The organism is Methylobacter tundripaludum SV96 (assembly GCF_000190755.2).
GTDB lineage: Bacteria > Pseudomonadota > Gammaproteobacteria > Methylococcales > Methylomonadaceae > Methylobacter_A > Methylobacter_A tundripaludum.
On record NZ_JH109152.1, the window covers coordinates 2,335,631 to 2,360,586 of the forward strand.

23 protein-coding genes are annotated in these 24,956 nt (G+C 48.1%); 8 read left to right on the top strand and 15 right to left on the bottom strand.

The window, feature by feature from the left end; all coding sequences use genetic code 11:
* Nucleotides 1-214: 214 nt before the first annotated feature.
* The 3 genes from METTU_RS10520 to METTU_RS10530 form a co-directional block, all read right to left on the bottom strand.
* Complete coding sequence (locus tag METTU_RS10520) at nt 215-1,753, bottom strand: GGDEF domain-containing protein (RefSeq protein ID WP_006891506.1); 1,539 nt, start codon at nt 1,751-1,753, stop codon at nt 215-217.
* 102 nt (nt 1,754-1,855) lie between these two features.
* A complete protein-coding gene (locus tag METTU_RS10525; protein WP_006891509.1) occupies nt 1,856-2,476 on the bottom strand; it encodes a thiol:disulfide interchange protein DsbA/DsbL in 621 nt (206 codons plus the stop codon).
* Nucleotides 2,477-2,754: 278 nt separating this feature from the next.
* Entirely contained in the window at nt 2,755-3,417 is a 663-nt protein-coding gene (locus tag METTU_RS10530; RefSeq protein ID WP_006891510.1) for a c-type cytochrome, read from the bottom strand.
* Between the two features lie 107 nt (nt 3,418-3,524).
* Between METTU_RS10530 and yihA the strand changes: the two genes are divergently transcribed.
* Nucleotides 3,525-4,157 carry a ribosome biogenesis GTP-binding protein YihA/YsxC gene (gene yihA, locus METTU_RS10535; RefSeq protein ID WP_006891513.1) on the top strand — a complete coding sequence of 211 codons (633 nt, stop codon included), beginning with the start codon at nt 3,525-3,527 and terminating at the stop codon, nt 4,155-4,157.
* On the opposite strand, the gene METTU_RS10540 is transcribed toward yihA, so the two are convergent.
* The 4 genes from METTU_RS10540 to METTU_RS10555 all read right to left on the bottom strand — a co-directional run bounded on the left by METTU_RS10540 (nt 4,130) and on the right by METTU_RS10555 (nt 11,262).
* A complete protein-coding gene (locus tag METTU_RS10540) occupies nt 4,130-5,011 on the bottom strand; it encodes an MBL fold metallo-hydrolase (RefSeq protein ID WP_006891515.1) in 882 nt (293 codons plus the stop codon). The genes yihA and METTU_RS10540 overlap by 28 nt on opposite strands.
* A gap of 60 nt (nt 5,012-5,071) precedes the next feature.
* Entirely contained in the window at nt 5,072-5,875 is an 804-nt protein-coding gene (locus tag METTU_RS10545; RefSeq protein ID WP_254257873.1) for an HDOD domain-containing protein, read from the bottom strand.
* A gap of 172 nt (nt 5,876-6,047) precedes the next feature.
* Nucleotides 6,048-8,840: a DNA polymerase I gene (gene polA / locus METTU_RS10550; protein WP_006891518.1), complete on the bottom strand. Its 2,793-nt coding sequence runs from the start codon at nt 8,838-8,840 to the stop codon at nt 6,048-6,050.
* Between the two features lie 289 nt (nt 8,841-9,129).
* The gene (locus tag METTU_RS10555) at nt 9,130-11,262 is read right to left on the bottom strand and encodes a RelA/SpoT family protein (RefSeq protein ID WP_006891519.1); all 2,133 of its coding nucleotides are present in this window, start codon (nt 11,260-11,262) and stop codon (nt 9,130-9,132) included.
* Nucleotides 11,263-11,654: 392 nt separating this feature from the next.
* On the opposite strand from METTU_RS10555, the gene METTU_RS10560 reads away from it, so the two are divergent.
* From METTU_RS10560 to yjgA, 3 genes are all read left to right on the top strand, one after another.
* A complete protein-coding gene (locus tag METTU_RS10560; protein WP_006891520.1) occupies nt 11,655-12,974 on the top strand; it encodes a UDP-glucose dehydrogenase family protein in 1,320 nt (439 codons plus the stop codon).
* A gap of 142 nt (nt 12,975-13,116) precedes the next feature.
* Nucleotides 13,117-13,437, top strand: a complete 321-nt coding sequence (locus METTU_RS10565) for a ComEA family DNA-binding protein (RefSeq protein ID WP_254257882.1) — start codon at nt 13,117-13,119, stop codon at nt 13,435-13,437.
* Nucleotides 13,438-13,685: 248 nt separating this feature from the next.
* Nucleotides 13,686-14,261, top strand: coding sequence for a ribosome biogenesis factor YjgA (yjgA, locus tag METTU_RS10570; protein ID WP_006891522.1), 576 nt, complete (start codon nt 13,686-13,688; stop codon nt 14,259-14,261).
* Nucleotides 14,262-14,276: 15 nt separating this feature from the next.
* Here yjgA and dinB read toward each other — a convergent pair whose 3' ends face one another.
* The 8 genes from dinB to lptM form a co-directional block, all read right to left on the bottom strand.
* Nucleotides 14,277-15,368 (bottom strand): DNA polymerase IV, encoded by a 1,092-nt coding sequence (gene dinB, locus METTU_RS10575; RefSeq protein WP_040580413.1) that lies wholly within the window; start codon nt 15,366-15,368, stop codon nt 14,277-14,279.
* Nucleotides 15,369-15,495: 127 nt separating this feature from the next.
* A complete protein-coding gene (locus tag METTU_RS10580) occupies nt 15,496-15,810 on the bottom strand; it encodes a DUF4389 domain-containing protein (RefSeq protein ID WP_006891524.1) in 315 nt (104 codons plus the stop codon).
* 5 nt (nt 15,811-15,815) lie between these two features.
* On the bottom strand, nt 15,816-16,841 hold the full coding sequence (locus METTU_RS10585) for a DUF2333 family protein (protein ID WP_027148663.1): 1,026 nt from the start codon (nt 16,839-16,841) through the stop codon (nt 15,816-15,818).
* A gap of 124 nt (nt 16,842-16,965) precedes the next feature.
* Nucleotides 16,966-17,874: a tyrosine recombinase XerC gene (gene xerC, locus METTU_RS10590; protein ID WP_006891526.1), complete on the bottom strand. Its 909-nt coding sequence runs from the start codon at nt 17,872-17,874 to the stop codon at nt 16,966-16,968.
* A 4-nt stretch (nt 17,875-17,878) separates the two neighbouring features.
* On the bottom strand, nt 17,879-18,562 hold the full coding sequence (locus METTU_RS10595) for a DUF484 family protein (protein WP_006891527.1): 684 nt from the start codon (nt 18,560-18,562) through the stop codon (nt 17,879-17,881).
* Nucleotides 18,559-19,386, bottom strand: coding sequence for a diaminopimelate epimerase (gene dapF, locus METTU_RS10600; RefSeq protein WP_006891528.1), 828 nt, complete (start codon nt 19,384-19,386; stop codon nt 18,559-18,561). Before dapF ends, METTU_RS10595 begins: the two co-directional genes overlap by 4 nt.
* 170 nt (nt 19,387-19,556) lie before the next feature.
* Nucleotides 19,557-20,804 carry a diaminopimelate decarboxylase gene (gene lysA / locus METTU_RS10605; RefSeq protein WP_006891529.1) on the bottom strand — a complete coding sequence of 416 codons (1,248 nt, stop codon included), beginning with the start codon at nt 20,802-20,804 and terminating at the stop codon, nt 19,557-19,559.
* A gap of 2 nt (nt 20,805-20,806) precedes the next feature.
* Nucleotides 20,807-20,965, bottom strand: a complete 159-nt coding sequence (gene lptM / locus METTU_RS23195) for an LPS translocon maturation chaperone LptM (protein ID WP_006891530.1) — start codon at nt 20,963-20,965, stop codon at nt 20,807-20,809.
* A gap of 362 nt (nt 20,966-21,327) precedes the next feature.
* Here lptM and METTU_RS10610 point away from each other — a divergent pair, with 362 nt between their 5' ends.
* The 4 genes from METTU_RS10610 (at nt 21,328) to METTU_RS10620 (ending at nt 24,956) form a co-directional block, all read left to right on the top strand.
* A complete protein-coding gene (locus METTU_RS10610; RefSeq protein WP_006891531.1) occupies nt 21,328-21,822 on the top strand; it encodes a Crp/Fnr family transcriptional regulator in 495 nt (164 codons plus the stop codon).
* Nucleotides 21,823-22,148: 326 nt separating this feature from the next.
* A complete protein-coding gene (locus METTU_RS22430) occupies nt 22,149-22,319 on the top strand; it encodes a YezD family protein (RefSeq protein WP_006891532.1) in 171 nt (56 codons plus the stop codon).
* A gap of 109 nt (nt 22,320-22,428) precedes the next feature.
* The gene (locus tag METTU_RS10615) at nt 22,429-23,919 is read left to right on the top strand and encodes a porin (protein ID WP_006891533.1); all 1,491 of its coding nucleotides are present in this window, start codon (nt 22,429-22,431) and stop codon (nt 23,917-23,919) included.
* 26 nt (nt 23,920-23,945) lie between these two features.
* A complete protein-coding gene (locus tag METTU_RS10620; RefSeq protein WP_006891534.1) occupies nt 23,946-24,956 on the top strand; it encodes a sulfate ABC transporter substrate-binding protein in 1,011 nt (336 codons plus the stop codon).

Sequence of the window (24,956 nt, forward strand, 5' to 3'; positions counted from 1 at the left end):
ATAATCTGACAAAGTAGAATTAACAGTCACGTTTTTTAAATCAGTCGAACATTACTTTGAAGGCCTTAAGGTGAGTGCCAAACCCAGTAACGTTGCAACACCTGTAACGACTTCCAAACTATCCAAAATAAAGCTTGCGACTCATTTTGCGAACCCTTTTTACCAGTATTCACCGCTCAATCGTACCGCCTGTGGATAATTAAAAGTTATGCCTTTACAAGACGCAACATCGGTTGCGGCCCTGCTCTTTCGCCTGATAAAGTGCCTGATCTGCCCGATCGAACGCTGTTTCATCAGTATCGTTATCGGTAAACTCGGTAATGCCGCAGGAAATGGTAATGGCAACGGACGCGCCGCTGGCATTAAAGCCTGTTTTTTCAATGGTTTGACGCAGTTGGGTGGCCAGTATCAAAGCCGATTTACTGTCGGTGTTTGGTAGCAACATAGTAAATTCTTCACCGCCAAAACGGGAAATAAAGTCGGTTGCACGGGAATGATCCGATAATTGTTTGGCGATTAACAGCAGCACTTTATCGCCGGCTTTATGGCCGTAGCTGTCATTGATATTTTTGAAATGATCAATGTCCCAGATGATAAGACTTAGTGGCGAATGGTAACGCTTCCAGCGGGCTAACTCGGTTTCAAGTCTTTCGTTATAGGCGTTGCGATTCGGCAGGCCTGTTAAGGTGTCGCGTAATGCCCGGGTATTGGCAATTTTCAGTTTTGATTTAAGCTCGCAGGATTCTGACTCCATGTCTTTTATTTTATCGACCAAATCGTCCAGTTGTTGCTGCGTCTTTTGGCGTTGAATGGCTTCTTTTTGGCCATGTTCCCGGATTTCTTTGGCAATGTTTGCTAAGCGGCTGTTAATGATTCCTTTTAAGGGCTCCAGCGTGGTGGCGTTGGTCGAGCTTAACTGTAATTCTTCCATCTGTTCAGAAACGGATTGATCGAGTTTGTTTCTGTTTTCGGCCGATTGTTGCGCCGCGGTACTGGCTCCCATTACGCTTACATCCAGCGCGGCTAATTGCTCGGTGATATGGGAGAGAAATTGATCAATGTCTTTTTGTTCCGATTGGCTGTGCTGTTTGATTTTAAGCAGCAACTTAAAGGACTTATCCAGAATAGACTCAAAAGCCGCCGCAGTTTGATTAGACGCAGTGAGCAATTGTTTTGCAGTTTGCGCCTGTTGATCAAAGATGCTCGGAATTTCGATGCCTTCCAGCAAAAGCAATAACTGTCTGCTGATAATTCCCGTATCAATGTGGTTGGCGATGATATTTGGCGCCGGTGTGTCGTCGTCAGGCTCGATAACTTCAAGTATGGCGATAAATAATTGATCGGAGGTCTCGAATTTTACGGTCTCAGCTTTTTTCCTCAGCAGTTTCAGTATGCTTTGTTGTTTTTCAGTTGTGTATTGCTGAAGCAAAAAATCAAACAGTAGCTCGGTTTCCTCTGACCGGCTTTGAGGTGGCGTGTGCTTGAGTTGAGCAACGGAATTGGTAAACTTTTCGAGCTCATCTTTAAGTGCATGGCTATTGATGCCGCCTTTTAATTGATCGCGGATACTCAGCAGGTGTGGATCGAGAAGCGGGTCTAGTCCTGTGGTTGCGATAGTCAGACGGACTATTGTTTTACAAAGCAGGTCTTCCTTTTCCTTGTAGGATTCCCCCGATTGTTCATGTTCATCAATCAGGTCTAAATATTTCTCTTTCCATTTATCCGGGTCGGCTGCCTTACTAAAAAAACTCATGATCGATCTTATAAATAATAATGAAAAATAAATAACTTATGCGTTTTATGCAATGGGCGGCCTTGCCGGCCGCCGCATCGCTAATGGTGATGCGCGGTACAATTATTTTGCAGCGCTTTCCTGTTGGATCAGCTGATTGATAACCGCTATCATTTTTTCATGAGAACCGGCTATAGGACCATTGGTCTTATACTTGCCGTTAATAATGATGGCAGGAACGCCGGTTACGCCGTAACGACCAGCCATGGCGGTTGCCTGACGCATTTTGGAGTCAACCAGAAATGAATTGTAGGCGTTATGGAAGTCGGTTTCGTTAACGCCGTGCGCAACAAAGAATTTAGCCAGTTGATCTTCGGTTTCAAGATTCTGTTTTTTGTTTTGTATGGCGTCGAAAAAGTCGGCATGAACCTTATCGACTACGCCCAGCGCTTCAGCAGTAAAATAAGCTTTGGCATGTTTGCCCCAAAGGTCGCTGAATACAGCGGGCTGACGGATAAATTCGACATTTTTAGGCAGTTTTTTTACCCATTCTTCCAATAGTGGTTCAAAGCTATAGCAATGCGGACAGCCGTACCAGAAGAATTCAATAACTTCAATTTTGCCGGGATTATGGGTAGGTTGTGCCGGCGACAGGGTCTCATAGCCAACGGATTCGGCTTTTAACAAGGCTGAGCAGGAAAATAATAAGATTAATAAGCTGGTTTGAGCGATTTTTTTAAGCATAGCTAAAGTTCTCTGTAGGTTTTGTAGGGCAGTTTCGTTTTACGACTGCATGGACAGATATTTGCTCCATGTAATATCTGCATTCCCCACTTCCATGTGCGTCATGCAGGAGGTAGAACAACGCAGGAGCCGTTGCCGAGCAAACCGCCAAACTTTGTCTGCGAATAGGCGGATTGCTCGGCAACCATTTCAGCATAATCTAAAGGGGTGCGGGTTATGCCGATTTTGCATGGAGCAAAAATCGGTCCATGCCATCGTAGGGAGAGTCCGCCCTACGCTTATTTCATCATTGATATGCGATACGAAACGGCTTTTATTTCTTCATCCGTCATCTTCTTTGCAATCATGTACATGATGTTTTCCGGATTATTGCTGCGCGCACCGGATTTAAAGTCAGTGAGTGCTTTGATTAAATAGTCGGCGTGTTGCGATTTTAATGCCGGAAATGAAGCCGGCTTATTGCCTTCGCCAAAAGGACCATGACAGGCGATGCAAGCGGAGACTTCGCTTTTTAGATCGCCGTTGCGATACAGATCGCTGCCTTGAGCAATGAGGGCCTGGACATCTTTTTTGCCGGCCGGTTTTTCGTTGTCATCGTCAGAGTCCAAAACAGGCAAGGCGTTTTCTGAAATCTTTTGTGTCGCGTAGTAAGCGGAAATGTCTGTTATATCTTCATCAGTTAATGCCAGCGCCATAGCCGACATCATGGGATCGTTGCGGCTACCGTCTTTAAATGCGTGCAGCTGCTTTACCAGATAAGAAGAATGTTGCTGTGCAAGCTTGGGGAATGTTGCTACCATGCTGTTACCGTCGTCTCCATGACAACTGGTGCAGGACGCTGATTTTTGTTTTCCTGCGTTAATATTGCCTTCTGCATGTAAAATACTCGTAGCACTGGCCAATGCCAGAGAAATTGAAAGTACCTGCAATTTTTTCTTCATCAAATTCCCCTTCGGAATGGTTAATCATTTATGCCAGTCTTTTAGTTACTCAGGCTGCTGCGCATATCCGAATTTTACTCTAAATAGTAACTCTAAGCGAGACAACGATGAATCCAGTTTATCATCAAGCAAAATTTATTAACAGTTCGCCACATCTCAGCAATACGCCCCCGGATCAGGGTCTGGAAGTGGCATTTGCGGGGCGTTCGAATGCCGGTAAATCCAGCGCGATTAATACCTTAACCCGGCAAAACGGATTGGCCCGAATCAGTAAAACGCCGGGCAGAACCCAGATGCTTAATTTTTTTGAAATTAATGAGCGGCAACGCTTTGTTGATTTACCGGGTTACGGCTATGCCAAAGTGCCTTTAGAGGTGAAGAAGAAATGGCATGAGTTGATGGAAACGTATTTAACCAGTCGCAAGTCATTATGCGCGATTATTCTGGTGATGGATGTGCGCCATCCCTTAACCGAATTCGACTGGCAAATGGTCGAGTGGTGCGAGCATACCAGGCTGCCGCTGCATATCTTGTTAACCAAGGCCGATAAATTGAATTACGGCGCCGCTAAAAATACTTTGTTGCAGGTACAAAAGGAACTAAAGGATAGTAATTTTCCTTTAACGATACAGCTATTTTCGTCGTTGAAAAAAACCGGCATTGATGAAGTGCATGCCGCGCTTGATCAGTTGTTTCATCCTGTCGATCAGGATCAGAGTGAAATGTCGATACCTTCCTGAGCGAGCAATAATTCGCAGCCGGTTCCCGGATTATTTTGCAACAAGTTTTGGTAAATGATTTCAAGACTTGTATCGCTACGAGTGGGTTCATGGTGGGTGAAAAACAGTTTTTTTGCCTTTGCGGCGGTAGCCAGTTTTATTCCCGAATCATAAGTACCGTGCCCCCAACCTTGTTTGGAGGCATATTCCTCATTGGTATAGGATGAGTCGACAATCAACGCATCGACATCTTTCATGGCCAGCACGACTTCGTCCCATTTTGCATCGACAAAAGACTGGAATTCTGCATATTCGTCATCTTCCGGATCATAGATGTTGAGTTGCGGTTCGTAATCGCCGGTAAAAAAAACCGACTGCCCGTCGCAATCGATTCGATAGCCGAAATTTAATACCGGGTGACTGAGCACAATGGGCGTGATTACGGCTCTGCCTACATGAACCGGTACGCCCGGTTTGACTGTGGCGTATTCAATCCGGGCATTCAGCTGCGCTTCCCGTATCGGAAAAAAACTGTATTGCAACTGTACGGAAAGCGCCCGGTTGATGGTTTCATTGGTGACCGGGTCAATTCCTCCGTAGATTTTAATGTGATTGTTCGGGATAAAAATGGGGATGAAGAAAGGCAGGCCCTGTATATGATCCCAATGGGTGTGGGTAATGAAAATATGCGCCTGGACGGGCATTTCTTTCAGCAGGTTTTGTGCAAGCGCGTGGATGCCGGTGCCGGCGTCAAGAATGATCAAATCATTGTCATCGGTCCTGATTTCTATACAGGTGGTATTGCCGCCGTATTTAACGGTGCTGGGTCCCGGTGTGGGTATGGATCCTCTAACGCCCCAGAATTTGATTTTCATTGTTGTCCTTCTACGCATGGATGTAGGGGGTAGGGGCGATGCAGGAGCACAAACCGGGCGCTACAAGTTAATAAAAGATTGGGCTTCTATTTTGACGGATTCCAAATCCCCCAAAGCCTCGCACATCGCAGGGAGATCCAGGCCAAAACGGGCGATAATGGATTCGGGGAAGGCTTCTATCACAGGATTGCCGCCATCGCCGAAGTGCATGCGTTTGCTGATTTGATTCGCGGCAAAAACGCAGTCTCGTAAGACATTCGGGCTATGGTCAAGCTCATGATGATGAGCGATGGCATCAATTAACGGGCCTGAAAGCTCCCATTTTTCGGCCAGTATTCTGCCTGCCTGCGAATGATTAAGACCGATAAATTCGAGCTCGGTTTGATGCAGCGGCAGTTGTTGTTCTTGGCTCTTTTCCAGCGCGAGTTTAAATTCATCGGGAATAAATTCGGCGAATACCACTTTCCCAAAGTCATGCAGTAATCCGGCAACAAAACAATCGCCGCATTCTGTTGAAGACAGGCCTATGCGTTCAGCAAGCAGTTTGCTGATTGCTGCGGTGGTCAAAGAATGCAGCAGGAAATCGGAGGTATTGAAATTGGCCTTGTTGTCGGCATTCAACATGCCCATTGCGGCAACGCCCAGGGCTATGTTTTTTATGGTATTAAGGCCGATATGTACGACGGCTCGTTGCACCGAGGTGATTTTTTGGGGTAAGCCGTAGAAAGATGAATTAATGGCTTTAAGGATTCTAACGGTCATGACCGGGTCGCATTCAATAACGCGGATAATATCTTTTGCCGAAGCGTTGATGTCTGACGTTAATTGCACCACCTGTTGGACGCTTTTAGGAAAAGCGGGCATTTTTTCAACGAGGACGAGGAGTTTTTCGTTCTTTGAGTTTTGCATTTAAGGATTCGTTAAACAATAATCAACAAGGAGAGCACCGCAGCGAAAAGTATAGTTATGTGAGATCCCGGTTACGCCGCCACTATAATACAATACCGGCGCAATGCGGAAAAATAATAACTAACCGTTAATGAGCTTCGTCCCAATTATTGCCGATGCCTATATCTACAATCAGCGGCACGTCAAGATCGGCGGCTGCACACATGATGGATCTGATCTTCGCCGCGCAGTCGTCGACATGCTCTTCGGCAATTTCAAACACCAGTTCGTCATGCACCTGCATAATCATCTTGGCATCCGGCTGTTCCTTATACAACCACTGGTCGGCGGCAATCATGGCGCGTTTAATGATGTCGGCCGCAGTTCCCTGCATCGGTGCATTGATGGCCGTGCGTTCGGCATATTGGCGACGCGCCGCGTTGCGTGAATTTATTTCCGGTAAATACAACCGTCTGCCGAACAGGGTTTCGATATAGCCTTGTTCGCGGGCTTGCTCCCTGATGCGGTCCATGTAGTTTTTGACGCCCGGATAACGGGCAAAATACAAGTCGATATAAGATTGCGCCTGACTGCGCGACAAGCCCAGTTGCTGTGCGAGTCCAAAGGACGACATGCCGTAAATCAGCCCGAAATTGATGGCCTTGGCGGAACGGCGCAAATCGGTGGTGACTTGCTCGGGAGCGACGCCAAAAACTTCCGCCGCGGTGGCGCGATGCACGTCCTGTTCTTCGCTAAAGGCTTTTAACAAGCCTTCGTCAGCCGATAAATGCGCCATGATGCGTAACTCGATTTGCGAATAATCGGCGGCGACAATTTTTTTGCCTTCGGGGGCGATAAACGCCTGCCGGATTTTTCGGCCTTCTTCACTGCGTATCGGAATATTTTGCAAGTTGGGATCGGAGGACGACAGCCTGCCTGTCGCGGCTATCGCTTGATGGTAAGAGGTATGGATCCGACCCGTTTGTCCGTCAATCTGCTGCGGCAGTTTGTCGGTATAGGTTGATTTCAGCTTGCTTAAGCTGCGGTACTCAAGAATCAGCTTGGGCAGCGGGTAATCGAGAGCCAATTCCTGCAACACCGATTCTTCCGTTGAGGGCTGGCCTTTGGGCGTTTTCTTTAATACCGGCAGCTTTTGCTGGTCGTAGAGGATGTCCTGGATCTGTTTCGGCGAACCCAGGTTGAAGGTCTGTCCGGCCAGATCGTGAGCGTGTTGCTCAAGGGAGATAATCTGGCTGGAAAGCTCAAGGCTTTGCTGCGCGAGCATCGCCGCGTCGATTAATACGCCGTTGTTTTCGATGCGGGCCAGTACGCTAATCAGCGGGACTTCCATGTCCGAATATAACTCAAGCAGTCTTGGATGCTGCGCCAGTTTTGCATTTAGCACCTGATGCAGTTGCAGGGTAATGTCAGCATCTTCCGCTGCGTAAGGTGCGGCTTGATCTATCGATACTTCCTGAAAGCCTATTTGTTTCGCGCCTTTTCCGGCAACATCCTCGTAATGGATGGTTTCAACGCCAAGGTATTCTTTGGCCAGGTCATCCATATTATGTTTGGTCGCGGTGCTGTTTAACACGTAGGATTCCAGCATGGTGTCGTGGGCGATGCCGCGTAATGCGATGCCGTGATTAGCCAGGACATGCGTATCGTATTTCAGGTTTTGCCCGAGTTTGGCTTTACGCGGATTTTCCAGCAGAGGTCGCAGTTTTTCCAGTATTTCAGAGCGATCAAGCTGATCCGGTACGCCGGGATAGTCGTGCGCTAAAGGCACGTAGGCGGCTTTGCCCGGCGTTACCGCAAACGATACGCCGACTATCTGGGCTTTGCTGTAATCAAGGCTGGTGGTTTCGGTGTCGAACGCAAACAATTCGGCTTTTTCCAGTCGAGCCAGCCAGTCGTCAAAGTGCTGTTCGGTTAACACGGTTTCGTAACTGGAATCGATTTTGGCGGGCTTGTCTTCGGTTTGTGCGGCTTCAATAGGACTCAGGGCAGGCGTGGACGAAGAACCTGTGCTGAGCTCAGTCGAAGCATCCAGCGATTTTAACCAGGACGAAAAACCCAGTTCGGCCAATAAGATTCTTAGTTCCGCCTTGTCCATCGGCTGCTGTTTCAAGTCTTCCATGTTGTAGGGCAAATCGAGGTCGCATTTAATGGTGGTGAGTTGTTTGGATAACGGCAGTTGATCCAAACTGGCGCGCAGGTTTTCGCCGATTTTGCCGGTGATTTTATCGGCGTGGGCGATCAGGTTTTCCAGGGTACTGTATTGTTCCAGCCATTTTGCGGCCGTTTTAGGGCCGACCTTGGGTACGCCGGGAATGTTATCGACGGTATCGCCTATCAAGGCCAGATAATCGATAATCTGCTCCGGCCTGACCCCGAATTTGTCGATAACGCCCTGAATATCCATGCGGGTATTGGACATGGTGTTTTCGAGGATAATATGTTCGGTGACCAGCTGCGCCATGTCCTTGTCGCCGGTGGAAATAATAACGTCGTAGCCTTGCTGTTCGGCGTGCTGGGCCAGAACACCGAGCACGTCGTCGGCTTCCACGCCGGATTCGATAATCAGCGGCAGACCCATCGCCCGAATCAGGTTGTGCAGCGGGGCAATCTGCACCCGCAAATCATCGGGCATGGGCGGCCGATGGGCTTTGTACTGATCGTAAAGCTCGTTGCGAAAGGTTTTGCCCGGCGCATCGAAGACCACGGTGATGTAGTCGCTGTGATAGTCGGCAATCAGTTTGCGCAGCATATTGCTGACGCCGTAGATGGCGTTGGTGGGTTCCCCGTTCGCGTTGGTTAGCGGCGGAATGGCATGGTAAGCGCGGAACAAAAAAGAGGAACCGTCAACCAGGATCAGGCGTTCTCTGACGCCCCCCTTTGACAAAGGGGAGGCAGGGGGGATTTGTGTTTGTTGGGACATAAATTAGGTTCAAGGCTAAGGGCTAAAGGTGAGGTAACTATTCGGCGAATGGATTAAAAGAACGCGGATGCCAAAAGTAGGCGCTTCTAAGCGACGCCGATTGGGCGGATTTGCGCGGTTTTTTTAAAGCCGAAAGCCGAATTTGTTATGCGCTTTTAAATCTGCGCTCCATTTGGTTGCAAATATAGCGGGTAGAGGCGCTAATTAACGACTTTGTTAATCTTATTTAATCATAATTATCAGCGTCATCTGCGTTCCATTTTGCTAATTGCTGAAAATTCCAAATATATTAAGTTTTACGCTTAACATCGACGATATTGGGCAATTGACTTATTTTATTAAGAACCTGGCTTAACTGATCGGTATTTTCAATTTGAATGGTCAAATTGAGTAGCGCTGAAAAGTCGGGATGCGTATCCAGTGCCGCATTGGAAATATGAATTTTAGCCTGGGCCAAAATCTGGGTAACGTCATTGAGTAAATTTTGCGAATTAAAGGCATGGATAACAATAGGCACAGCGTAGCTGGCTTTTTTTGCGCCCCAGCTAACCGAAATAAGCTGGGTCTGTTTTTCGGGGCCAAGGTGCAAGATGTTTTCGCAGTCTTTGCGGTGGATCGTAATGCCTTTTTTGTGGGAAATATAGCCGATAATGTCATTGCCCTGAATCGGGGAGCAACAGTGAGCAAGAGAAGTCAGGACATTATCGATGCCTTCTACGGAAATGACTGATTTAGTCTCGGGCTTTTTGCGTTGAATGGGGGTCGGTTGAGCTTCCAGTTCAGGAATCTTGAAAAACGCCGCAAGCTGTCGGCTGTTAATGTCGCTACGGCCTATCGCTTCGAGCAGCTTATCGGTATCCGGTTGATGAAAATGTTTAGCCAGCTCCGCCAGATTGAGCATTTTTAAGCCCAGTCGCTGGCTTTCCTTGTCTAAAATAGCCTTGCCTGTGGCCATATTCTGGGTTTGTTGCTGATTTTTAAACCAGCTTTTGACTTTGCTGATCGCGGCCGATGTCTTTAAATAGCCCAGGTTGAGATCGATCCAGTTGTGATTGGGGCCGCCCTCTTTTGCCGTCAAAATTTTTACCTGATCGCCGGATTTTAAGGTATAGGTCAGCGGCGCAATGCGACCGTTGACTTTCGCCCCGCGGCAGCGGTGTCCAACTTCGGTATGGATGGCGTAGGCAAAATCCAGCGGCGTCGAGCCTTTAACCAGGTCGATTAATTTCCCGGCGGGCGTTAAAACGTAGACGCGATCATTGAATAATTCGCTACGGAAATTTTCCGACAGCGCTTCGTCGCTGCCTTCCTTTCGGCTACGCTCAGGACTGGTTTCGTCCAGCAATTTGCGCAACGAGGCGATGTTTTTTTCGATGGCCGCATCATGCTTGCCGCCTTCTTTGTAAGACCAGTGCGCGGCAACCCCGAGTTCGGCAAAGTCGTGCATCTGCTGGGTGCGGATTTGCACCTCGATGCGATTGCCCTCGGGATCGATAATGACGGTATGCAAAGATTGGTAACCGTTTTCTTTAGGGTTGGCGATATAATCGTCAAACTCTTTGGGAATGGTTTGCCAAAGGCTATGCACCATGCCTAAGGTGGCATAACAGGCGGTCAGGTTGTCGACAATAACGCGCACGGCCAACAGGTCGTAAAGTTCGTCTATATCCAGTTGCTTGCGCCGCATCTTTTTCCAGATGCTGTAAATATGTTTGGGACGACCGTAAATCTCGGCAGAAATGCCTTCTTCGGCGAGCTTTTTCTGCAGCAGGACAATAAACTTATTAATACAGTTTTCCCGCTGCACGCGGTTATCGGTCAACGACTTGGCAATGCGGCGGTAGGATTGGGGTTTCAGATAGCGGAAGGCCATATCCTCCAGCTCCCACTTTAGCTGATGAATACCCATGCGGTTAGCAATCGGCGCATAAATGTCCAGCGTTTCCTGGGCGATAAAGCGCCTGAGTTCGTAAGACTCCCTGGGTAAAACCTTAAGCCGTTGAAGCCGGTAAGCCAGTTTTATTAATACGGCGCGGACATCCTGAGTCATGGACAGCAGCATTCTGCGTAAAGTTTCCGTTTGGCTCGGTTGATCGGTCATTTCCAGGGAATAAACGGTTAACTTATTCAGCCAGTTAACATCGTTAACCAGTGTTGCAACCGTTTCGCCGAATTGCTCTTTAATGTTAGGCTTCGGATTTAAATGGGCTAAGCGTGGATCGCTTAATATTGCGGCGAGGATGGTTTTCAGATCGACATTAAAGTCCATCAAAATTGCCGCTACCTCAACGCCTTTGGGGCGAAAATAATGCGGATCTTCAGGGATTTGGGCGATAATCGCCAGCGCCCGATTTATTTGTTCGGTATCGGGAGCGGAAAATCCGCTAAAAAGCTGTTTATTGGGCTCGGTGTTTTTTTGCATCAAACGATAGTCAATAATTTGAAAACTTGGCGGTTATGATAGGTCAATGCCGGTAAATGTAACAAGCAATCATTGCCTACATGGAAGTAGGCAAGGGACGTGAGCAGGAGCGGAAGCTTTGCCTCCATGGATATAGGTAAGGAGCGTGAGCACGACTTGCATGGACAGATATTTGCTCCTGCAATATCTGTATTCACCACATCCCTGTGGATTATACAGGAGGTAGAGCACCTACTTTTGGTGCAGATTGCTGAAAACACATCCATTAAATACGTATTTTAACTTATTGAAATACAATGAAATAAATCTATGATGTTGGTGTCAACTAACGGCAGTTCTATGGTTACGGCAACACGGTTATATTTTTAACAAATAATTTAAAGCTGAAAAGAATGAAAATTACAATATTCGGAAGCGGTTATGTGGGTTTGGTGACAGGTACCTGTCTTGCGGAAGTCGGCAATGACGTTATCTGTGTTGATATTGATGAGGCTAAAATCGCCAAACTGCAACAGGGCATCATTCCGATATTTGAGCCGGGACTCGAAGCTATGGTCAAGGAAAATCAATCGGAAGGGCGATTAAGATTTACTACCGATATTAAGGCGGCCGTGGATCATGGCGTATTTCAATTCATAGCGGTCGGTACACCGCCGGATGACGACGGCTCAGCCGATTTGCGGTATGTATTGGCGGTTGCCAAGGGTATTGCCGAGAATATGGACGAGTATCGGGTTGTGATTGATAAATCGACGGTGCCTGTGGGTACCGCAGATAAGGTTAAAGCGGTTATGCAGCAGATATTGGCAAGCCGCGGCAAAGATCTGGAGTTCGATGTGGTGTCAAATCCCGAGTTCCTGAAAGAAGGCGCGGCGTTGGATGATTTTATGAAGCCGGATCGGATTGTTATCGGTACCGACAACCCCAGAACGGCGGAATTGCTCAAGGCGCTTTATGCACCGTTTAATCGCAGTGTCGACCGGGTCATCACCATGGATATACGTTCGGCCGAATTAACCAAGTATGCTGCAAATGCGATGCTGGCAACCAAAATCAGTTTTATGAATGAATTGGCAAATCTGGCCGAGCATTTGGGGGCGGATATTGAGAAGGTAAGGCATGGCATAGGTTCCGATAGCCGCATCGGCTACAGCTTTATTTATCCCGGTTGCGGTTATGGCGGCTCCTGTTTTCCCAAAGACGTGAAAGCGTTGGAAAGAACGGCAAAGGAACAGGGCTATCATGCAGAATTGCTCAATGCGGTAGAGAATGTCAATAATCGGCAAAAACACCGCTTGTTTGAAAAAATTAATAAGCATTATCGAGGCAATTTAACCGGTAAGGTATTTGCCTTGTGGGGACTGGCGTTTAAACCCAATACCGATGACATGCGCGATGCGCCAAGCCGGGTTGTGCTGGAAGCCTTGATTGGAGCCGGTGCAACCGTGCAGGCCTTTGATCCTGAAGCGCAGGAAGAAGCACGGCGACTTTATGGCGACATGCCGGGTTTGAGTTATTACGACTCGCCCAAGGGTGCCCTGAAACAAGCCGATGCGTTGGTGATAGTTACGGAATGGAAACAATTTCGCAGTCCTGATTTTGATGAGATGAGTCAACAGCTGCATGATAAGGTGATCTTTGACGGCCGTAATATGTATGAACCGGACAGGGTTAAGCGTAGCGGATTAGCCTATTACGCAATAGGGAGATAAAAAAGTTGTATTTACAGGGCAAGCGTCTAAACTAAGCGGCGAATGGTTAATAATAATTTTGGTTGGCATATAAGACTATTCACAAATCATAAATCATATAATTTTTTATAATAGGAAAATAAAGATGCTTAGATTATTAGTAGTGTTATTTGCCGCCTTTTGCTCGTTTAATGTCATTGCCTCTCCTGTAAACATCAATACCGCCGATGCTAAAACCATAGGGGAAGCCCTGTCAGGTATCGGTCAGAAAAAAGCCGAAGCCATTGTTAAGTACAGGGAAACAAAAGGTGAATTCAAAGCAGTGGAAGATTTGGTTAACGTTGATGGAATCGGCGCGAAAACTGTCGAAAAAATTAAAAACGATGTCTTGTTAAGCGATGCGGCGGCGGCCGTCGCGGATCAAAAGACAGATAAAAAAATAGATGAAAAAACGGATAAAAAGATAGAAGAAAAAACCAAGTAGATTATCGGTAGTTATCTTAAGAGACCAGCCGTTTCTAATTAGAGACGGCTGGTTTTTTATTGTCTGGGATTTATTTTACGTGTGCTATTGAATGCAAGCATTGAACATGAGTGGACAATCCGTATTACCGAGCAAAAAACAGGCTGATTGAAAATGCTGTAAAATGAATCAACAGGCATGAGTTAATCGCATTGAGCGGCAGTGCCGGTGCTGTGTGTTATTTTTTAATCGCAATGGTTTGAGATGAAATGAGTGAAGAATACGAATACGATGATGAAGAGGTTGAATATTACGCAATCCGGCCTAATAAAACACAAATCAAAAAAGATATGGCAGTTCTTTTTGCCTTAAGCGAGGAAATGTCTGAGCTACCGGCGGGGCAATTAAAAACGCTTGAGCTTCCTGAGATCATCAATAAAGCCGTTGTAGAAGTATCGGGAATGCCGCATAAAGGCGCGAGAAAACGGCTGCTGAAATTTATTGCCGGCCAGCTCAATAAGATAGATATAGAGCCTATTTTAGAAAAACTGTCGCGCATCAAAAATAAAAGCGCCCACGCGGTCAGGGAGCACCATATTGTTGAGCGTTGGCGAGATCGGCTGATTGCCGAGGGCAATGATGCCTTGACGGAATTGCTGGACGAGCAGCCTCATGCCGATCGGCAGTTATTAAGACAATTATTGCGTAATGCCCAAAAAGAAACTGAAGCCGGTAAGCCGCCCAAATCTTCGCGTCTGTTATATCGCCAACTGAAAGAATTATTTAAGGTTGAAGGCGAACCGGATGATGAGGCAGGGTTTGAGGATGAACAGGAAGACGATTAATCGCCCGTTACTCCATCATGCCTGACAATCGTTAAATAAATCCATTTGCCGGGAATGAGTCTGCCCGGCCTTGTTTTCCAGTGATGACAGCGTAATTCCCAGCAAGCGCACATTACGCCTGCCTATGTCGGTGTTTTTCAATAAGTCTTCAAGGATGTCGACCAGGGTCGATGCCGCCGTAATGACATGCGGCAGTGTCCTGCTGCGGGTGATTTGCACAAAATCGTGATATTTGATTTTTACGGTCAGGGTATGGGCGACCAGCTGTTTTTCGGCGATTTTGCTTAAGGCCTTTTCCAGCAGGCTTTGCAACTGCGCAATGACGTCTTGTTTGGCCTTAATATCCTGCTGAAAGGTGATTTCCACGCCCACCGATTTCCTGATGCGGCAGTTGTTGACCGGGCGGTTGTCTATGCCCCTGGAAATGCTGTAATAATGCAGCCCGGCCTTGCCGAAATAGTGCTGCAATGTTTCCAGCGGCAATTCCTTCAAATCCTTGCCGGTCTTGATGCCCAATGAGTGCATTTTTAGCGAAGTGGCCTTGCCTATGCCATGGAACTTTTCGACCGATAGTCGCTCTGCAAAGTCAGGTCCTTGTTCCGGGGTGATTAAATAAAGCCCGTCCGGTTTATTGATGTCCGAAGCGATCTTGGAGAGGAATTTGTTATAGGAAACACCGGCCGAAGCGATCAGCTGGGTCTCCTGCTTAATCGAGGCTTTAATGGCTTTGGCGATCAATGTGGCGGAGCCTTGATGCAGGCCGGCATTGCTGACGTCCAGATAGGCTTCGTCCAGGGACAGCGGTTCAAAAAGATCGGTGTAGTCGGCAAATATTTTTCGAATGGCCATTGACGCTTCTTGATAAGCGTCGAAGCGGGGTTTTACAAAAATGGCCTGGGGACATAAGCGGTAAGCGTGCGCTGAAGACATCGCAGAATGGATGCCGTATTGTCTCGCTTCATAACTGCAGGTTGCGACAACGCCGCGCGAGTCGGGAGCGCCGCCGACGATCAGGGGCTTGTTGCGGTATTGCGGGAAATCGCGCTGCTCTACGGCCGCAAAAAAAGCATCCATGTCGATATGAATGATTTTGCGGTTAGAGTTCATCGGCGACTGCATGGACAGATATTTGCTCCTGCAATATTCGCATTCACCGCATCCCTGTGGATTATGCAGGAGCTACGACCCCCAGGGATGGGGGAGGTAGAACAACGCATGGAGCGATTGCCGAGCGTTATTTTGCGGAGTTTTTCGCTTCCGGCAATTGCAGTTCTGCGGTCATATTCCAGTCGGAGAAAGGAAACGGCAGGGTTTCGGTATTGAAAGTCAGGAACAGCAAAATATGGTACGTATAAATGGAAAGACTGCGTCCGAAATTAAGAATGTTGACATTAGCTTTGCCGGTGAGCAGCGTTGATGCCACCTGCAATATAATAACGGCCCAGAGCAGCATTCTGACCAGCCCGCCGATAGCCGCAAAAATCAGCATAAAGAATATTCTTTTCCAGGTGCTGAGTTGTTTCAAATTGTAGTTGATTTGTTCATCCATCGTAATTAACCTCGGTTCATAATGTCGCGTAAATCAAGAGCCGCCGCGTTGCAGCGAGCTATATAATTTGCCATTGACAGGGAGTAGTTGGCGAAAAGACCGTAGCCGCTACCGTTTAAAATCATCGGGCTTAGAATAGGGGTCAGGGCGTTTTCCAGCGCCTTAATCATGATGTCAACGGTACGCATGGCCCGTTTGTCCAATAAAATATCCTCAAAGTCATGTTTGATGGCTCTGAGTATATGCAACAACGCCCAGCTTGCCCCGCGCGCTTCATAGAAAACGTCGTCAATCTCCAACCAGGTAACTTTGGCTACGGAGGTGCCTTTTTCATCAGCCGCTTCCCGCTCAAGCTCGGTCAATCCGGGGCCGTAGTTGCCGCTGGCGCTGTTTGCGGTCAAACGGGTGGAAAGCCCGCCCAGACGCTTAATCACAACTTCGGTGTATTGCCACAGATTGTCGGCACGGGAATAAAATTGAGCTTTTTTTATGGGGCCGCCGTATTTTTGCAGGCGTTCCATGTATTTATGCAGCGCTTCAACGCCTTTTTGATATTCGGCTTCCGTTGACGGCAGGGCCCATGAGTCGTTTTCGTAATAGAAATAAGGTTCTGCAATCGCCAGATCAGGATCTTCGGCCGATTGGGATTGATCCCTGGCAAAGTGGTTTCTTAATGCCGATGTGGCATCGCGCAGCATGACTAATGCGCCATATTCCCAGTTGGAAATGTTGTCCAGGAATACGCCGGGAGGCGCGACGTCGTTAGTAATATAACCGCCGCTTTTATGCAACAGAACCTCGGCGATATGAGCCAGGGTGTTGGTGTAGACATAGCCGACCGGCATACTTTCAGTGGCGTGGGTTTCTTCTGCGCGTTTTACGGCTTCGTCCAGAACATTAAACTGGTCCGGTTCTCTGCCCCACCAAGCGCCCAGGAAGATCAGGATGATCACCACAATGAGGGTAAAAACGCCAAAGCCCCACAGTATCCCTTTAGATTTTATATCGTTCAGTGTATCGTTTGCCGCCATTTTTGAAATCCCGTAAAGAGGTTTTTTCGTAGGATCGAAAAACATTTCATCCCACTGCTTTTTTATATGAAAAATTAGCTACATGGTAGCAGGTTTTTTTGCTATTTGCTTACGGCGCAAGTTGTTATAACGGTTTTTTTTTGGCTCTTGGATGTGCTTTGTCATAGATTTCAGCCAGATGCTGAAAGTCCAGGTGGGTGTATATCTGGGTCGTGCTGATATTGCTGTGTCCGAGCAGTTCCTGAACGGCTCTTAAGTCATGGCTGGATTCAAGTAAATGGCTGGCGAAGGAATGTCTCAGCATGTGCGGATGGATATGTTCGGCAATACCTTTTGCTTTGCACCACCGTTCCAGCCTTAACTCAATGTTGCGTTGACCGAGCCGGGTGCCCCGCGTTGAAACGAATAGCGCGGGCTCGATAGCGGGGATTTTTACGGCTCGCTGCTGTAACCAGTTTTCAATCGCCGTAACGGCTTTACTGCCTACCGGTAATACTCTGGATTTACCGCCCTTGCCTATGCGGACAGTCAAGGTGCTGTCCGGCAAATCCAGGTCGGTTAAATCAAGCGCCGACAGCTCGCTCAACCGCAGGCCGGATGAATAGAATAATTCGAACATGGCCAGATCGCGTATTTCAAGCAATGAACTCGCCCCGGCTTCCAGCAAGCCGGATAACTGATCGACATCCAGTGTTTTAGGCAGCTTCCTGGCTTGTTTGGGCGCTTGAATATGCTGCGCAGGATTTACGTCGGTCTGGCCCTTTTTTAACAGGTAGTTATAAAAACTGCGAATAGCGGACAGCTCGCGTTGCAGACTTTTGCTGCTTAGGCCTTTCCGATGCCGACTGGCGATATGGGCGCGAATATCGGTGTGCTTCAGGTCGGCCCAGCGGGTTATGGGTTTGTCTGTGCAATAGCGGGATAGATGTTTAAGATCCCGCTGATAATTTTTTACGGTGTGTTCCGAAGCGCGAACTTCAACAGTGAGCTGCTTGAAAAAGTCAGCCAGCATCAGTTCGGCATCGGAATCCATGTTGTTAACGCTGCTGCAACAAGGTGATCAGCCGGGTCGCTATGATTTCGCTCATTTGATTTAAAAACAGGTTGCCCATGCTGTAATGGAACCGGCCTTCTTCCCGGCTGCCGATGGCTAAAATGCCTTCCAGTTCGGTAAAGGCCAGGGGGATAATGGCGCAGGATTTTACTTCAAAAGCCAGCTCGCCGAATAATACTCTTGCCTGGGCTATAGTCGGGCGACCGCATTTGGGCTGGTTGCCGGTCAGTTCAACCGCAAACGGTTCCAGGTCTTTGCTGTCCGGTTCAATAAACAGGTTGGTAATAGCGGCGTCCGGATTGTGTTTGATGATGCGCACCGCAACAAAATCGATCAAAAAATATTCCGACAGCACGACATCCAGATTGGCAACCGCTTCTTCCAGCGTTATGGCATCCAGCAGCGCGAGAGTCAGTTTATGCATACGGTTCAGCGAGGTATCGTTATCCCTGGCTATTTCTATCAGCGCAGTGAGCTGGTTTTCCATGTCATGATGCCTGCTTCTGAACAGCTCCAGCTGTTTTGAAATTAAGGAGACCGCATTGCCGGTAGGATGCGGGATGCTCATGTGTTCCAGCAAATTCAAATGCTCATGGAAGAACTCGGGATGTTTGCGCAGGTAGTCTTCAACCTGGGTTGAAGTGAGTTCTGAGGGGTGTTCGTTCATAGCGTTATTTGTCCTTCAAAAACAGAAATGGCGGGTCCGGTCATTAAAACCGGTTCGCCACGGCCAAGCCAGTTGATGCTTAGCGTTCCGCCGGGCAGGTCAACACTGACCGTATGATCCAGCAAATTGTGTTCAATGCCGATGACCACGGCGGCACAAGCGCCGCTGCCGCAAGCCAGCGTTTCGGCAGCGCCGCGTTCATACACACGCAGCTTAATGTGTTGGCGATCTACGACTTGCATAAAACCGACATTAACCCGCTCCGGGAAAAAAGTATGGCTTTCCAGGGCTTTTCCCAGTTCAGCCACCGGCGCGGTTTTAACATCCGTGACTTGAATAACCGCGTGCGGATTGCCCATGGATACAGCGCCAAAAGCTTTTTCAGTCTCGTTAACCAGCACGGTATAAAATCGGGATTCTTCTTCGGCCAGCAAAGGGATTTCAGCAGGCGCGTGCCTTGGGATGCCCATATTGACGGTGATCAGGTTGTCGGCATCAAAGCGCAGTAACAATTGACCTGAATTGGTGTCGACGCAGATTTCATTCTTGTCCGACAGCTTTTTATCGCGAACAAAGCGGGCAAAGCAGCGCGCGCCATTGCCGCACTGGGCGACTTCGCCGCCGTCTGCGTTAAAGATTCGGTATTTGAAGTCGGCATTGGCGTTTACCGCCTTTTCGATCAATAACAGCTGATCGAAGCCTATGCCGAAGTGCCGGTCGGACATCAGCCGGATTTGTTCGGGCGTTAAGTCGATGTGCTGATTGATGGCGTCAATGACCACAAAATCATTACCGAGGCCGTGCATTTTAGTGAAGTTGATCATTTATATATTAAATACAATGGATTTAATTGTTCACCACGAAGACACGAAGAACACGAAGAAATAAGATAAAACTTCGTGCCTCGGCAATTGCTCCTGCATCGCCTAAAGCGCCTACTGTTGGTGCCCTACCTCCTGCATCCATGCAGTCGTTCGTGGTGAATATTTATGTCTTAGGGCAACAAATGCTCGCCCGCCCAAAGCTGCGCAATCGTTTCTCGTTCCCTGATCACGTGCAGGTTGCTGCCATCAACAATCAGCTCAGCCAGGCGAGGTCTGGAATTATAATTCGAACTCATGGTAAAACCATAAGCGCCGGATGAGCGTATCGCCAACAAATCGCCCTGGGCAATTTTAAGCGTACGGTCTTTGCCCAAAAAATCACCGGTTTCACAGACCGGGCCGACTATATCCCAAGTCGCTTCCGCTGCGTTATTTTGCCGGTTGACCGGAATAATGTTCTGCCATGCGCTATATAAAGCAGGCCGCACCAGGTCATTCATGGCCGCATCGACGATAGCAAAGTTCTTATTGGCGGTCGGTTTAAGATATTCAACCTGAGTCACCAGAATACCGGCATTGCCGACGATAGCGCGGCCCGGTTCCAGTAAAATTTCAAAATCGGTTTGACCCAGTCGCGCCAAAACCGCTTGAATATATTCCGCAGGTTCTGGCGGCTGTTCGTCTTTATAACAAATACCCAAGCCGCCGCCCAGATCCAGATGATGCAGCTTAATCCCTTCGGCTTCAAGCGCCGCGACCAGATCGAGAATCTTATCCAGCGCATCCAGGAAAGGCCGGGTTTCGGTCAGTTGCGAACCGATGTGGCAATCGATGCCGATCACGCTGATATGGGGCATGGCCGCCGCGCGGCGATATTCAGTCAAAGCCTGCTGTATGTCGATGCCGAACTTGTTTTCCTTTAACCCGGTGGAGATATAGGGGTGGGTTTTGGCATCGACATCAGGATTGACCCGAAAAGACACCGGCGCGATAACGCCCAACTGCCCGGCCAGCCGGTTAATCCGGTCCAGTTCGCCGCTGACTTCAATATTAAAACAGCGTATGCCGATCTTTAATGCCGCCAGAATTTCATCTTCGCGCTTGCCGACACCGGAAAACACGATTTTTTTAGGGTCGCCGCCGGCGGTAATAACCCGCTCCAATTCGCCCAAGGAGACAATGTCGAACCCCGAACCTAACCGGGCCAGCAGGTTGAGTATCGCAATATTGGAATTGGCCTTTACCGCATAGCAGATTAAATGCGCCTGTTCGCCAAAAGCCTGGTCGAATGCTTTCCAGTGCCGCTCCAGCGTAGCTCTTGAATAGATGTAGCAAGGGCTGCCGTATTTATAGACGATGTCGGAAACAGCGATGTCTTCGGCGAAAAGCTCATCGTTTCGGTAATTAAAATAATCCATGGTTATTTGTTTTTTTCTGGCTTGGGTTCAGGTTTTGGCGCGTGTTCCGGTTCTACATGAATCGGTGCCGCTTGTCCCGGCAAATACAGCGGGCCCGGTTGTCCGCAGCCTACGATGACCGGATTTAGCAGCAAAAGCGCTAATAATTTATAAGGTTTCATGGCGCATTATCATAAATCATTGTTGGTAAGCATGAGAGCTCATGGCAGGAATCGCCGATATAATAAGCTGAATTGCAAGAAAAGGCATTAGAAATGCAGGACTGTTGCGATTTGCGCTAACCCGGAAAACGGCATAATCTCAAGTCGGTTTATGGCCGGCTTCCAATTGCTTAATTGTATTGGCTTCGTCTATGGCGAGGATGAAGATAGGTGCTATAGTCCAACTTAACTTGCGAGTCGGCGAAAAAGCACGTATCCATGAGTTAAACGCCCTGACCGAATCCGCATGTCTTTAGACAAAGCTTGCAGGATTTAAATGCTATTTTTTTGAAAAACCTAATCAGATAGGCTGTGCCATCATCATGACTGAATCCAAATCCCCACGATTAATCACCATTGAAAATACGCTGCAAACAAACGCGCAAATACTGGACGCTTCGCATTGGGGAGAGGATTTTTCATGGGAGCAGTTGCAAGCCATAAGCTATTATTTTAAACCTTATGCCGCATCAAAAGGCACGGCGATTTATAAAGAAGGCGAGCTAGGCTCCTCCATGGGAATTATTGCCAAGGGGGCAATCGGCATTTACAAAAATAATAAACTGATTTCAACCCTGCGCGTCGGACGCACTTTCGGCGAAATGTCCGTTATTGACGCGCAACCCCGATCAGCGACGGCCCGTGCAGAAGGGGAAACCGTTTTTTTGTCATTGGACAAAGCCGGTATGCTGACCTTGGCTGACAAGCATCCTGCTCTGGCATTTAAGATTATCTGGAATATTTCCCGCGGCCTGAGCCAGCGACTCAGGCTTACCAGTGCGCAATTGGCTGATTTTCTGGAATCCAATGTTATCTGATATGCAGGACGTCACAGGCATGGCTGATTTTAGCCAATGATGTCGATTTAAGTCGTTTGTGCGAGTTGTTTTGGCACTCGCTCAAGCGGGCCATGTTTTTTACCCCATACCCCTCCAGTTAAAGCACAAAGATTCTACTTTGGCTTCTTTCCCCCGTAATACGTCACTAGCCTATTAAGTTAAGAGGTCGCAGGGTTGACTAAAGTCAATTCCAATATCTTGTAATTAGATACGTGCATCTAATAATGTCGTTTTATTAAATATTAAATCCTCTTTAAACTTCCCGCCAACGTAAACGACAGGTTTTTACCTTCAGGAGCATTGTCATGGCGCTTAAATTGGAACACACACACAGAGAACCGAGACTGTCTGAAATCGCAACTCAGATTTCCGATATTTTACAAGATATTAGGTTTGGTTCGGTTGAAATTATTATTCACGAAGGCAAAGTTGTGCAAATCGAGCGTAAAGAGAAATTACGCTTTGATAATAAATAAAATAATTACCCATTTCTACCGTAAAAAAACGGCGATAAAAATACTATACGAGAGATAGCAGCCTGACCGGACCGCCGGATGGTATGGATTTTTTTTGAGGACTAAAACTATGAAACATTTTAAACGCACCGCTTTAGCCAGCGTGATTAATCTGGCTTTATTCGGTATTCCCGATGCCCATGCCGATACCGAAGCCCTGGAGCGGCGCATTCGCGAGCTGGAAAGCCGATTGGAAAAACTGGATCAGGCCGGGGCGTTATCCAGCAAGCCGGTTGCAGCAACTCCCGAAGTGGAAAAACTGACCCGAAAAGTGAATACGCTTGAACGTAAACTGGAAGTGCAGGATGAAGTGACTGCCGGTGCGTTCCAAAAGTTGCCGGTATTCGATGCCGGTGCGGATGGATTCAAGATTACTTCCTCGGATAAAAAACATCAGGTGCGGATACGCGGTGCGGTACAAACCGACGCGCGTTTCTGGCTTAATGACAACACGTCCAGGTCAATCGATAAATTCGAGGTCAAGCAAGCGCGTATCTGGCTGGAAGGTTACTTTTTTAAAGACATTTATTTTAAAATCATGCCCGACTTTGCGGCGAGTAGCAATATTCTGCCGGATGCTTACCTCGACTACGCCTACCACCCTGCGGCCAGCCTGTTGGTCGGCAAGTTCAAGCCCTCAATTAGTCTTGAACGGTTACAGGGCGACTCGGACGGCACATTCCTGGAACGCGGTTTCCCAACTTATTTGGCGAGTAATCGTGACGTAGGCATACAGCTGCATGGCGCGTTCTCCAAGCCGGGTTATAAGGCAGAGACCGTAGCCGGGCCTATCGATACCAAGAATACGTTCACCTATCAGATAGGTGTTTCAAACGGCTCCGGGGACGATGGCAGCCCGAATAATAATTCGCCCGATACCGACAACAATAAAGAAGTGGTCGGGCGTTTATTTGCCCATCCGTTCCATCACACCGGCTACTCCTGGCTGGAAGGCTTGGGACTTGGTGTGGCGGGCTCTGTTGGTAATCCGGATAAACAGGGCCTCAAAGCCCAGGCTACGCCAATAGGCAGAACTACGTATCTTGATTATACCAAGCTTAATACCGGTTTCGCCGCGCCGACATCGGATGGCGCTACCTACCGTATTTATCCGCAGGCTTACTGGTTTTCAGGTCCGTTCGGCGCCATTGGCGAATATGTTATTTCATCCCAGCATCTGGTTAGCGGAAGAACGGATGTCAAGCAGGATAATAAAGCCTGGCAGATCCTGGCTTCTTATGTGGTCACCGGAGAGGATAATAGTTTTGCCGGCGTTAAGCCCATTCAGAATTTTGATCCGCTGAAAGGCAAGTGGGGAGCCTTGCAGCTTGCAGCACGCTATAGCGAACTGGATGTCGACGATGCGACTTTCCGAATTGTTGATCCGAACCTGTCCGCTTCAAAGGCCAAAGCCTGGACGCTAGGCGCCAACTGGTACCTTAACAGCAATGCCATCATTCGGGCGGATTATGAAAATGTATCTTTTGACGGCGGTGCGGCCAGAGGCCGTGACATGCCCAACGAATCAATTTTTGCCACACGTTTCCAATTATCGTTCTAAACAACCTGAGCTAAGGAATTTTATTTATGAATAAAAACTTTACCAACATCGTCTTTGCGGCCGTATTAGCCGTATTGGCAGCCAGCGAGGTGCGTGCGGCGGAGATTAATCTGCTCAACGTATCTTATGATCCGACACGCGAGTTGTATAAAGACTACAACACCGCCTTCAGCAAATACTGGAAAGCCAAAACCGGCGATACCGTAACGATCAATCAATCTCATGGCGGTTCCGGAAAACAGGCGCGTTCCGTACTGGAAGGCCTGGAAGCCGACGTGGTTACGCTGGCGCTAGGTTATGACGTCGATCAGCTTTACCAGAAGCGCAAACTGATTCCTGAAAACTGGCAAAGCTTGCTGCCTAATAACAGCTCGCCTTATACCTCCACTATCGTATTTCTGGTGCGCAAGGGCAATCCGCTGAAAATCAAGGATTGGGATGACATCGTCAAGCCGGGCGTCAGCATCGTGACCCCGAACCCGAAAACCTCCGGCGGCGCGCGCTGGAACTATTTGGGCGCTTGGGCCTATGCGCTTAAAGCGAACAACAACGATGAAGCGGCGGCTAAAGCCTTTGTCGGCAAGTTATTCAAAAACGCTGCGGTACTGGATACTGGGGCTCGCGGTTCCACCACGACCTTTATCGAACGGGAAATCGGCGATGTGTTGATTGCCTGGGAAAACGAAGCCTACTTAGCCTTACGTGAATTCGGCGCGGACAAGTTTGAAATTGTCACGCCTTCATTGAGTATTTTGGCTGAGCCGCCAGTCGCTGTAGTTGAGGATGTGACGCGTAAGCACGGCACTACCGAAGTAGCGACCGAATACCTGAAGTATTTATACAGCAAGGAAGGCCAGGAAATTATAGGCAAAAACTTTTATCGCCCAACCGATCCTGAAATAGCTGCCAAGTACGCCAAGCAATTCCAACCGTTGGAGCTGGTGAAAATCGATAAATTCGGCGGCTGGGATGCGGCGCAGAAAAAGCATTTTGCCGATGACGGTGTGTTTGACCAGATTTACGGACCGGGAAAATAA

Coding starts and splice junctions, on each gene's coding strand:
- METTU_RS10620 (WP_006891534.1), top strand. CDS start 23,946: ATGAATAAAAACTTTACCAACATCGTCTTTGCGGCCGTATTAGCCGTA.
- METTU_RS10580 (WP_006891524.1), bottom strand. CDS start 15,810: ATGGATGAACAAATCAACTACAATTTGAAACAACTCAGCACCTGGAAA.
- METTU_RS10525 (WP_006891509.1), bottom strand. CDS start 2,476: ATGCTTAAAAAAATCGCTCAAACCAGCTTATTAATCTTATTATTTTCC.
- METTU_RS10540 (WP_006891515.1), bottom strand. CDS start 5,011: ATGAAAATCAAATTCTGGGGCGTTAGAGGATCCATACCCACACCGGGA.
- dapF (WP_006891528.1), bottom strand. CDS start 19,386: ATGATCAACTTCACTAAAATGCACGGCCTCGGTAATGATTTTGTGGTC.
- METTU_RS22430 (WP_006891532.1), top strand. CDS start 22,149: ATGGCGCTTAAATTGGAACACACACACAGAGAACCGAGACTGTCTGAA.
- xerC (WP_006891526.1), bottom strand. CDS start 17,874: ATGGATTCCGATGCCGAACTGATGCTGGCTGACTTTTTCAAGCAGCTC.
- lptM (WP_006891530.1), bottom strand. CDS start 20,965: ATGAAACCTTATAAATTATTAGCGCTTTTGCTGCTAAATCCGGTCATC.
- METTU_RS10610 (WP_006891531.1), top strand. CDS start 21,328: ATGACTGAATCCAAATCCCCACGATTAATCACCATTGAAAATACGCTG.
- METTU_RS10615 (WP_006891533.1), top strand. CDS start 22,429: ATGAAACATTTTAAACGCACCGCTTTAGCCAGCGTGATTAATCTGGCT.
- lysA (WP_006891529.1), bottom strand. CDS start 20,804: ATGGATTATTTTAATTACCGAAACGATGAGCTTTTCGCCGAAGACATC.
- yihA (WP_006891513.1), top strand. CDS start 3,525: ATGAATCCAGTTTATCATCAAGCAAAATTTATTAACAGTTCGCCACAT.
- dinB (WP_040580413.1), bottom strand. CDS start 15,368: ATGAACTCTAACCGCAAAATCATTCATATCGACATGGATGCTTTTTTT.
- yjgA (WP_006891522.1), top strand. CDS start 13,686: ATGAGTGAAGAATACGAATACGATGATGAAGAGGTTGAATATTACGCA.
- METTU_RS10585 (WP_027148663.1), bottom strand. CDS start 16,841: ATGGCGGCAAACGATACACTGAACGATATAAAATCTAAAGGGATACTG.
- METTU_RS10595 (WP_006891527.1), bottom strand. CDS start 18,562: ATGAACGAACACCCCTCAGAACTCACTTCAACCCAGGTTGAAGACTAC.
- polA (WP_006891518.1), bottom strand. CDS start 8,840: ATGTCCCAACAAACACAAATCCCCCCTGCCTCCCCTTTGTCAAAGGGG.
- METTU_RS10555 (WP_006891519.1), bottom strand. CDS start 11,262: ATGCAAAAAAACACCGAGCCCAATAAACAGCTTTTTAGCGGATTTTCC.
- METTU_RS10530 (WP_006891510.1), bottom strand. CDS start 3,417: ATGAAGAAAAAATTGCAGGTACTTTCAATTTCTCTGGCATTGGCCAGT.
- METTU_RS10545 (WP_254257873.1), bottom strand. CDS start 5,875: ATGCCCGCTTTTCCTAAAAGCGTCCAACAGGTGGTGCAATTAACGTCA.
- METTU_RS10520 (WP_006891506.1), bottom strand. CDS start 1,753: ATGAGTTTTTTTAGTAAGGCAGCCGACCCGGATAAATGGAAAGAGAAA.
- METTU_RS10560 (WP_006891520.1), top strand. CDS start 11,655: ATGAAAATTACAATATTCGGAAGCGGTTATGTGGGTTTGGTGACAGGT.